The following is a 9,001-nucleotide window of genomic DNA, read 5'->3' on the forward strand; positions in this document are numbered from 1 at the left end:
TACTTACTCACTTGATCCGGCTGAGCGTGGCGCATCAGCCGGTTCTGTCTCAAGGTGCGGGCTTTTGCATCAGATAATCTGCTATCGCCTGATAGGCTGGTAGCGATGTTGGATCATTATACGCGTTGCCCGCCTGTGGATGCGAGGCAAAACGAGCAATCACCATTTCGGCTTGGGGATCAATATAGAGTGCCTGCCCATGCACTCCGCGCGCCATAAAAGCCCCATCCGCATTATGGGAAACCCACCACATGCCGCGATAGCTCCAACCTGACAGCAGCTTGTATCCAGCTTTTTCAAATGCCTTCTTATCGCCGCCGCCCTTGATGCTTGCAATAGCAGCAGCAGGTATAAGACGCTCGCCGTTGATCACACCATCATTGAGCAAGAGCTGTCCCAAACGAGCCATATCGCGTAACCCGACGTTGAAACCACCGCCAGCAAAAGGAGTGCCGATTGAATCGACCGTATAATATGCATCCTGCTCAGTGGCCAATTTGCTCCATATGCGTTCTGACAATAGGGTTGCTACAGATTTCCCGGTAACACGCGCGATAATCCAGCCAAGCGCGTCAGAATTAATCGTCCGATAGCCAAACGTCTCTCCGTGCTCGCCCTGCTTACGGACAGTCTTCAAATAGTCGAAATAGGTACGCGGTCCGGTGTAATTATCAGGCTTCGGCAAAGGATTGCCAGCTGCAGAATATATCCAGACATCGGCGTTCGGATCGCTATAATCTTCGCTGTAATCCAGACCCGTGGTCATATCCAGGACTTGCCGGACAGTCGCATCTCCGAATGCACTTTTTGCAAGCTCTGGCACAAGGCTGCTAACTTCGGCTGTTTCGTCGAGCGTCCCATCTGCGACCAACATCTCACTCAGCAAACCAGTAATCGATTTGGTTACGGACATGGCTCCATGCTGGCCCGCAACATCCAGACATCCCGAATAACGCTCATACACTACTACTCTTTTATGTAGAACAACGATCCCATCGGTGTAATTCGCATCAAATGACTGCGCCCATGTCATTGTTTTATCACTGCCCAAAGGGCTGAAAGTCACCGCATCAATCGCTGGATCAGGTTGTTGCGCCAATCGAGCAGGCGAGCTGATGCCACGGCTCACATTTACTGTCGGCATTAACTGACGAAAGTGGCAGACGGTCCAACGCAATTTCGGGAAACTGAAGTAATCAGGATCGGAAAAGCGGATAATTTTATCCTCTGAAGGAGGCGATCCTTCCATCCAGCCAAGTACACGGGGATCAGAAGTTTTAGCTGACATAGCATCTGTCTCCTGTGACCAGGCCATCTGAGAAAAACCGGCCAGCATTCCCGCAGCCAAAAGTAGGACTTGTGAGGCACGTTTGACCACCGATCGGCCCATATTATTTGAAAGGCACCGCGAACTAGTAGTTGACGACAACATTTGCAAATCCTCCAGTCCAAATTGGTGCTTTAGCATCGATCATTGAATCAATGCCTGCGCCGGGAAATGACGCACGAACCCCAACCGTAAGATAAGTGTTGGCATTAATGGTACGATTATATTCCAGAAACACATCATCTGACAGATGATAGCTACTTACCGGCGATAGAGTTCGGCACACCGTCATTTGTTTCAACGCGCGTACCTTGTCCGAACTGGATCGGACTATGCAGCTGGTTGGCGCGTTATATGAGAATAGCGCAGGGTAAAAGCATCCTGTTTGGTCGGCGTCACCCGCAAGCTGACCAAAAACGCATTCACATTGGAGTTGATAAAAACCATCGACGATTTTGACCCGATCGACCATGAGCTGGGATTACCCTCATAGAACAATGGATCAAACCGCTCCAGTTTTTCTGTATCAGGATTATCGCCGAAAAAAGTCTGATATGCGAATGCCAAAGCGGGCGACCATGGCAGATCAGTGAAATTATAACCGACATAAACGCGACCCGCCCAAGCGGACAGATTGATCTGGTCGTTCCATTCGTATGCAAACTCGCCACCGGCAAATCAGGTTATCAAATGTGTTGGGCAACGGCTTGCCAATCGCGTAAGCATTGATAAAGTTTAGCCCATCACGGCCATCGGGCAGAATTTCTGGCGCCCCAATTCCATTGGGAGCAGCTTTGGTGTATAGGGAGTTTGAGTGCAGAACATGTCCGTATGTGATGCCAGCAAAACTGCCTTGTTACCAATTGTAACGCAGCTCCGAGCCGACAAGCTGCGTATTGCTGCTGCTACTCGGTAATTCATTCGGCTGCAGATAAAACGCAGTTACATCGACATCGTCATAACTGAATTTACCTATAGCGGCTGACTTCCACGCCTTACGTGGACCGAATTTCAATGCGCCACGTTCAAAACCACTATTGCCACCATTGGCGATCAACAGTAAGCGGTGTCCCGTCCGCACCTTGACCACAGCGTCTTATGTGATGTTGGGGAGTTCAGAGCGAGATATGATTGCAAAAGCGGTCCGCGTGAGCTAGTTAAGCTCACCCACAAGGACCCGGTGAAACTCCGGGTGGCTCTTCTGGCCGCCGATCCGCCAGACAACACAGCAACGCAACCTATTCCGATTTCGAGGACCGAGTTTCGCTCGGCTCGTTGCATCAACTGTGAAAAATCATCAATGCGAACTCTTTCAAAATACCGTCAGGAGTGGTTCTCCAACATCCGTGGCGACGTGCTCTCGGGCATCGTCGTGGCGCTCGCCCTCATCCCCGAAGCCATCGGGTTCTCCGTCATCGCGGGCGTCGATCCCAAGGTCGGCCTTTACGCGTCCTTCGCCATCGCCTGCGTCGCAGCCTTCGTCGGCGGCCGACCGGGCATGATCTCCGCCGCCACGGCCGCGACCGCCGTTGTCATGATCTCGTTGGTCAAGGAGCACGGTCTTCAGTATCTGTTCGCCGCCACCATCTTGATGGGCGTCATCCAGATCGTCGCGGGATGGTTGAGGCTCGGCCGCGTGATGCGCTTCGTCTCACGGTCGGTCATCACAGGCTTCGTCAACGCACTTGCGATCCTGATCTTCATGGCCCAGTTGCCTGAACTTATTGGCGTCCCGACGCTCACCTACGTGATGATCGCGGGCGGTCTCGCCATCATCTACCTCTTTCCATACGTGACCAAGGCGATCCCATCGCCGCTCGTGGCCATCGCGGTCCTCACGGCCATGGCATGGTGGTTTGGCATGGACCTACGCACCGTCGGCGACCTCGGCGAACTTCCGTCTTCGATCCCATTCCTGATGCTTCCGCAGGTTCCTTTGACCTGGGAGACGCTGCAGATCATCTTCCCATACTCAGTGACGCTCGCTGCCGTCGGCCTGCTGGAATCGCTGCTGACAGCGCAGATCGTCGATGATATGACTGACACGCCCAGCAACAAGAGTCAGGAATGCGTTGGTCAGGGCGCGGGCAACATCGCCTCGGCGCTGATCGGCGGTATGGGCGGCTGCGCGATGATCGGCCAATCGATGATCAACGTATCCTCGGGCGGCCGTGGACGGCTGTCCACCTTCGTCGCCGGAGCATTCCTGCTCTTCCTCATCGTCGTCCTCAACGATCTCGTGCGCATCATCCCTATGGCGGCGCTGGTCTCAGTCATGATCATGGTCTCCATTGGCACTTTCTCCTGGCGGTCGATCCTCGACCTGAGACGCCATCCGCTTCCTTCCTCCGTGGTTATGCTGGCGACGGTCATCACCGTCGTCGCAACGCATGATTTGGCAAAGGGCGTGATCGTTGGCGTCCTGCTGTCCGGCATCTTTTTTGCTGGCAAGGTAGCGCGACTGTTCATGGTCACGCGCCTGGAGGACGCCGAACAAAACAGTGTCACCTATATCGTCGAGGGTCAGGTCTTTTTTGCGTCGGCGGAAGCCTTCATCCATGCGTTCGACTTCACGGATAAGGGGAAGCGGATCATCATCGATCTCACGAAGGCCCATCTCTGGGACATCACCGCAATTGGCGCGTTGGACAAGATCGTATTGAAGTTCCGTCAGGCAGGCGACGAGGTCGAGGTCCTCGGCTTCAACGAGGCGAGTGCTGACATGATTGACCGCTTCGCGCTGCACGACAAGGATGAGCGGCTTGCGGCAAGCGTCTCACTGCACTGAACAACGTGGCTGCGTACATTCGTGCGCAGCCATCTGGCCCGCTACTGTTGTCTCTTGGTGTGCTCTATAATCGAGTGATTCCAAGGTAAAAGCTCAGCGATACGGCTCTGCTGGTGGCCATTCACAATTGGACTTGTCGCTGTTTGATTCCGCCTCCTTAAATAGACTATTGGTCATTAAGGAGAAGATTTATGGCAGCCTTACATACTGACGATTTCAGACGTGAAGCAGTTCGCATTGCCCTCACAAGCGGGCTTACTCGCCGCCAGGTAGCAACCGATTTAGGCGTTGGTCTTTCTACTCTATCCAAATGGATACAGCGCTCTCGCCCCGCGGATATGCCTCCAGCTAACGATATCGATTTGGCGAAAGAAAATGAACGCTTGCGTAAAGAGAACCGCCTACTTTTGGAGGAGAGGGAGGTATTAAAAAAGGCAACCGTGTTCTTTGCGAACCAAAGCAAGTGAGGTTTGCTTTCGTGGAAGAACACCATACTCAGTTTTCAGTCCACCGGCTGTGCCAAATTATGGACGTTACATCACGCGGTTATCGTGCCTGGCGCAGACGGCCATTAAGCAAGCGGCAAAGACAGGATATGGTGCTTCTCGCGCATATTCGAGAGCAATATCATCTTAGCCTTAAATCTTATGGTCGTCCCCGCATGACGCAAGAACTACAGGATATTGGATTATCTGTCGGGCACCGCCGCGTTGGGCGTTTGATGCGCCAAAACAACATTTATGCGGTTAGAACCCGCAAGCATAAGGTGACAACTGACAGCAACCATACTTTTAATATAGCACCGAACTTGCTGGATCAGGATTTCTCAGCTGACAAACCTAATCAGAAATGGGCGGGTGATATCAGTTACTTATGGATACGCGAAGGATGGCTATATCTGGCTGCCATAATCGATCTTCATTCACGGCGCGTTGTGGGTTGGGCTGTCAGCGATCGTTTGAAACAAGATCTTGCATTACAGGCATTGAATAGAGCCATTGCTTTGCGCAATCCAAAGCCTGGCTGCATTCATCATACAGACCGAGGCAGTCAATACTGTGCTCATGACTATCAAAAGCGGCTGAGGCAGCTCAAATTCCAAGCCTCAATGAGTGGAAAGGGAAACTGCTGGGATAATGCTGTGTCAGAAACATTCTTCAAAACACTGAAGGCGGAGCTGATTTGGCGACATGCCTGGCAAACACGTCAACAGCTGACAGATGCGCTTTTCAAATACATCAACGGATTTTACAACATACGCAGAAGGCATTCGACACTCGGAGGAATATCGCCCGCTCAATTCGAACAAATAACCGCCGAAAAAAGTTAAAGAGGCGGAAATAAAACGGGACAAGTCCAAAACAGCCGAGGTGTCGGATCCTTTCCGTTCCAAACCAATGCTACCATCTGGCCACCCAAACCAATTCATAAGAATGCCAACGCTGTATGATGCAGAATATTTTCAAAACTAATACAAGCGCACGCTAACAGAATTAGTTTCGTTTTGAACTCAAAATTATCAACGATTGCTATCCACACACCGGTAGGCGTATCAAAAGCCAACAAAGTCTTATCGTTGCCGGATGAGAGTTCAGTGGCAGATTATTTCGAACCTAAGCATCAGCCAGGAGCTAAAATTGAGGGATCGTATATTTTTCTTTTGGGTAGCTGTCTTCGCTTTAGTCTTAGGTGGATTTAACTTACTGCTAAATCCACCCCCACCTGCAACTTCCTCAATCGGTGGAGGCGGATACGATCTGTCCAAGCCAGTCTACACATTGTTGCTTCTGGCGTTTTTGGTTTTGTGGACTCTGACCACGACAGTCATCGGCTTGACGAATAAAAAACGCCAGCTTTCGCGACGTGCTTATCTACTCGCAGCTATTGGCACTTTGACCACAGTAGTGTCGTTTCTAATCTATGGCCAGAATATACATTAAAGAAATTTCAGCAAAAATACGAAGCTTTTTGCGGTACATAATGCTTAAAAACAAATATTTATGTCGAAACCAACGAACAAATTTAACTGGGCTTGCTCTAACGGGCCATTCTAAATCCGCATCTTTTTCAGACGTAACTCACCGCCTTCATTTCACGGACAACCAAATAAATTGGTGTCCATGAAACAGTCCGCCCACTGAGATGGAAGTGTCGCTCATCTCGTTTTAGAAGTTCCGTATTTGCTCTCGGATTTCTTTGGCAAAGCGATCAATATCGACTTTACTTGTTTCTCTTGTTTTCGACACTTCTGAGATAGAGCTCTCACTCTCCTCAAGCATCGTGAGATATTTGGCTTTCAGGTCGCTATTCTCAGGCACGGCCGCGATGTTTTCGCGAATACGTCCCTGCTCACCTTGGAGATCCTGCAGTTTCTCCTCAGACCTTTGAAGTTCGAGCTGCTTGTCGATTTGCTGTTGCCGTACTTTTGCAAGCTGGCTGAATTTTTCCGCAACACCCTTATCAGAGGCGGAGGACGACCAACTTAAAAGCGCAGTCGGATCGACATCGATGAGCCCGAAACTTTCGCTGCGAAGCTGTTCATCCACAGCGATAACCGATTGTTCTTCCCCAGCTTTGACAGAGGCTTTCAACCGGTGGTGGGAAACTGTCTTGCCGTCGTCGGCCTGAGCGGAAAATGACCAACCCACCCGAACAGGGTGTTCAATAATAACCGTCCTGTCAGCATCAAGAGCACCCGATATACGATACGTCGTAGTTTCACGCATTTTTTCCGAAATGCGAACGATGCCATCCACGACTTTGATATCGGTGATCTGTCTCGTTGGTTCCTGCTCCTGAGTAATCGTCATCTTACGATCTGTCGCGAAAGCGGCAATTCTCGTATCATCCTTTGGAATGTTCAATAGCTGGGCATCTCCTACATAACCGGCACCACTGTCGTAAACGGTCAGGATACCGCCCGGCATGCTGTTGCCTGTCGAATTTTTCAGCATAATCGCGGCAACCGGATGAACGTTGCTGCTACCGTTTCGATAGATTGAGATCATTTCCGCTTCAATCTGCGCATCAGCGATCGGCACAGACAAGCTATCACCATTGATCAGACTAAATGTGCCCGGAAGCTCAAAACTTGCGCTGGTGTCATTCTCAGAGGCGGCAGCAACGGCGCCACTCGGATTTGCAGTCGCTGAACCACCTCCGTAGCTACTAATGGCCGGCGCAGGGGCACGCATCACATCTGCCATTTGTTCATCACTCTCGAAGACTGCGGCCTTCTCACTCGCGGCGGGGCGGGCTCTCACTCTATTCGCCAGATTTCCGGTATCCGCCTCGACAACATTATTAGTCGCCGTGTCTACGATTACCTCGGCCCTATCCTTCCAATAGATCTGGTGCAGGCGCTGCTTCAGGGTAACAGGATCAGCAGACGTAAGCGTCAGCTTGACGTCTTTCCAATCTTCGCCGCTTGCATTTTCAACAACAGCCCAGGCCTGAAGTCGGGCTTTGCCATTTGGCTCCGTTAAAATCCGATAAGCCGTCTTCCAGATGGGAGCTGCAACGACATAAGCCAACCGGGAATCCGTCGCTGCAAGATCGCCGACTGTTATGCGAATGACACGAGCACTATCATTGCTCCCACGCCCCAAGGCTGTTGTGGCATTTGTAAGCTTTAGTTTCATCTCGGCGTCATCGACACTTAGAGACGAGTCTTCGCCAAGTTTGATGGTCTGGATCTGCCCATCCTGATCAAGCACGGTCAGCACATGAAACTTTGCATCGTCGGATTTGACCACAGCTTCAACGCCCAGGACTTTACCCTTCACGGTTTTTCCAGCACTCGAAACTGTAACCGACGTTCCCGGTATCGAAGACAAGAAAGCAGACATTGAGGACAGGCTTGATGGTGAAAATGGAAGCTGTCGGAAAGTCTCCTCAAGCGGATTTGGGCCAGCGAGAGAAATGCTCTTTATCGCACCCTTCCCACCTTTGAGGACAAGGCTTTTGAGTACATCATCGACCTGATTGAGAGGAACTTCGATCTCGACAATTCCATCGTTGGAAACTGTAGGCTTTCTGGATATTTCTGCCACGCCACCAGAAGACAACGTAATTGCGTCGATGGTGCCTGAGCTTGAAGCCAGAACCGTTGAAGAGAGCAAGGTAACGGCTAACGAGGTGAGCGTGATAAGCTTTATCATAAGAATCTCCAGTCAAATGAAGGGCTTTGTGAGCCAACTCTCCGATCCTTATAAGCCAGTTATGGATTTTGTGCGGTGAGATTTAGACTAGAAATTTTGTTTTTTGACTTCTTTTTGTAAAAATAGAAAGCCGCGAAAGAAAAACTTTCGTGGCTTTTAAAAGAAACTCAGTTTCAGCGTGCTGCAGGCAACATGGCCTCTGCTTTAGATATACCCGCAAGTTGGAAGGCGAAAGAGAGATCGCGCCCATCGCGTGCCTTAAAGGCGGCGGTCATCACCTTGCCACCGCGCAATGCCTTGAGCCAAGCGGCATCCACCTTGGCGTCAGCATAGCATCCACCTGCATCGCAGCTTTGCCATATCAGAGTGCCTACCTGTTTGTCATCAATCAGCACCTTTACAAGCTCTGGCAAGCTCACCCCATATGGCAGTGTGAAGGCGGCAGTCGTTTCGGATTTACCGGCAACGCGATTGATCGAAGCGGTTGCCACGCGCTGGCTTTGATTGCCCTGCCGCAGAACGATGCTTTGCGAGACCTCGCATAGCAACTGTTCTGTCTGCAGCTGATTGGAGCAAGTGGTCAGCCACAGTGGTGCTGCAGGTGCACCGTTCTGTTCTGTCTGTTGGGTACCATCGGCACTAGCCGCCTGATCTTGCGCGAAAGCGACGGAGCCGCTCGCAAGTGATGCGACCAACGTAATGATAGTTGTGATCTGTCGGATCATA

7 protein-coding genes and 1 other annotated feature are annotated in these 9,001 nt (G+C 51.1%); of the genes, 2 read left to right on the forward strand and 5 right to left on the reverse strand.

The annotated features are described in order from the left end of the window. Positions 1-49: 49 nt before the first annotated feature. The 3 genes from CES85_RS03485 to CES85_RS03500 form a co-directional block, all read right to left on the reverse strand. A complete protein-coding gene (locus tag CES85_RS03485; RefSeq protein WP_095445679.1) occupies positions 50-1,288 on the reverse strand; it encodes a serine hydrolase domain-containing protein in 1,239 nt (412 codons plus the stop codon). 369 nt (positions 1,289-1,657) lie between these two features. Next, on the reverse strand, positions 1,658-1,966 hold the full coding sequence (locus tag CES85_RS28220) for an alginate export family protein (RefSeq protein ID WP_157743447.1): 309 nt from the start codon (positions 1,964-1,966) through the stop codon (positions 1,658-1,660). A gap of 217 nt (positions 1,967-2,183) precedes the next feature. Beyond that, on the reverse strand, positions 2,184-2,384 hold the full coding sequence (locus CES85_RS03500; protein WP_095444659.1) for a hypothetical protein: 201 nt from the start codon (positions 2,382-2,384) through the stop codon (positions 2,184-2,186). A gap of 113 nt (positions 2,385-2,497) precedes the next feature. After that, positions 2,498-2,553: a sequence feature (sul1 is cis-regulatory element that is thought to sense ions involved in sulfur or methionine metabolism; They are found in Alphaproteobacteria), on the forward strand. A gap of 74 nt (positions 2,554-2,627) precedes the next feature. On the opposite strand from CES85_RS03500, the gene CES85_RS03505 reads away from it, so the two are divergent. Then, positions 2,628-4,115 carry a SulP family inorganic anion transporter gene (locus CES85_RS03505; protein WP_095444660.1) on the forward strand — a complete coding sequence of 496 codons (1,488 nt, stop codon included), beginning with the start codon at positions 2,628-2,630 and terminating at the stop codon, positions 4,113-4,115. A gap of 191 nt (positions 4,116-4,306) precedes the next feature. Then, a protein-coding gene (locus CES85_RS03510; protein WP_095444661.1) for an IS3 family transposase occupies positions 4,307-5,445 on the forward strand; the annotation gives its coding sequence in 2 pieces (ribosomal slippage) (positions 4,307-4,550 and positions 4,550-5,445; 1,140 coding nt in all). Positions 5,446-6,280: 835 nt separating this feature from the next. Here CES85_RS03510 and CES85_RS03520 read toward each other — a convergent pair. Further along, positions 6,281-8,275, reverse strand: coding sequence for a DUF4139 domain-containing protein (locus CES85_RS03520; RefSeq protein WP_095444663.1), 1,995 nt, complete (start codon positions 8,273-8,275; stop codon positions 6,281-6,283). Positions 8,276-8,448: 173 nt separating this feature from the next. Then, positions 8,449-9,000 (reverse strand): invasion associated locus B family protein, encoded by a 552-nt coding sequence (locus CES85_RS03525; protein ID WP_095444664.1) that lies wholly within the window; start codon positions 8,998-9,000, stop codon positions 8,449-8,451. Position 9,001: the final 1 nt, after the last annotated feature.

The sequence above is a fragment of the Ochrobactrum quorumnocens genome (genome assembly GCF_002278035.1).
Classification (GTDB): Bacteria; Pseudomonadota; Alphaproteobacteria; order Rhizobiales; family Rhizobiaceae; genus Brucella; species Brucella quorumnocens.

Coding starts and splice junctions, on each gene's coding strand:
- CES85_RS03485 (WP_095445679.1), bottom strand. CDS start 1,288: ATGTCAGCTAAAACTTCTGATCCCCGTGTACTTGGCTGGATGGAAGGA.
- CES85_RS03505 (WP_095444660.1), top strand. CDS start 2,628: ATGCGAACTCTTTCAAAATACCGTCAGGAGTGGTTCTCCAACATCCGT.
- CES85_RS03520 (WP_095444663.1), bottom strand. CDS start 8,275: ATGATAAAGCTTATCACGCTCACCTCGTTAGCCGTTACCTTGCTCTCT.
- CES85_RS03525 (WP_095444664.1), bottom strand. CDS start 9,000: ATGATCCGACAGATCACAACTATCATTACGTTGGTCGCATCACTTGCG.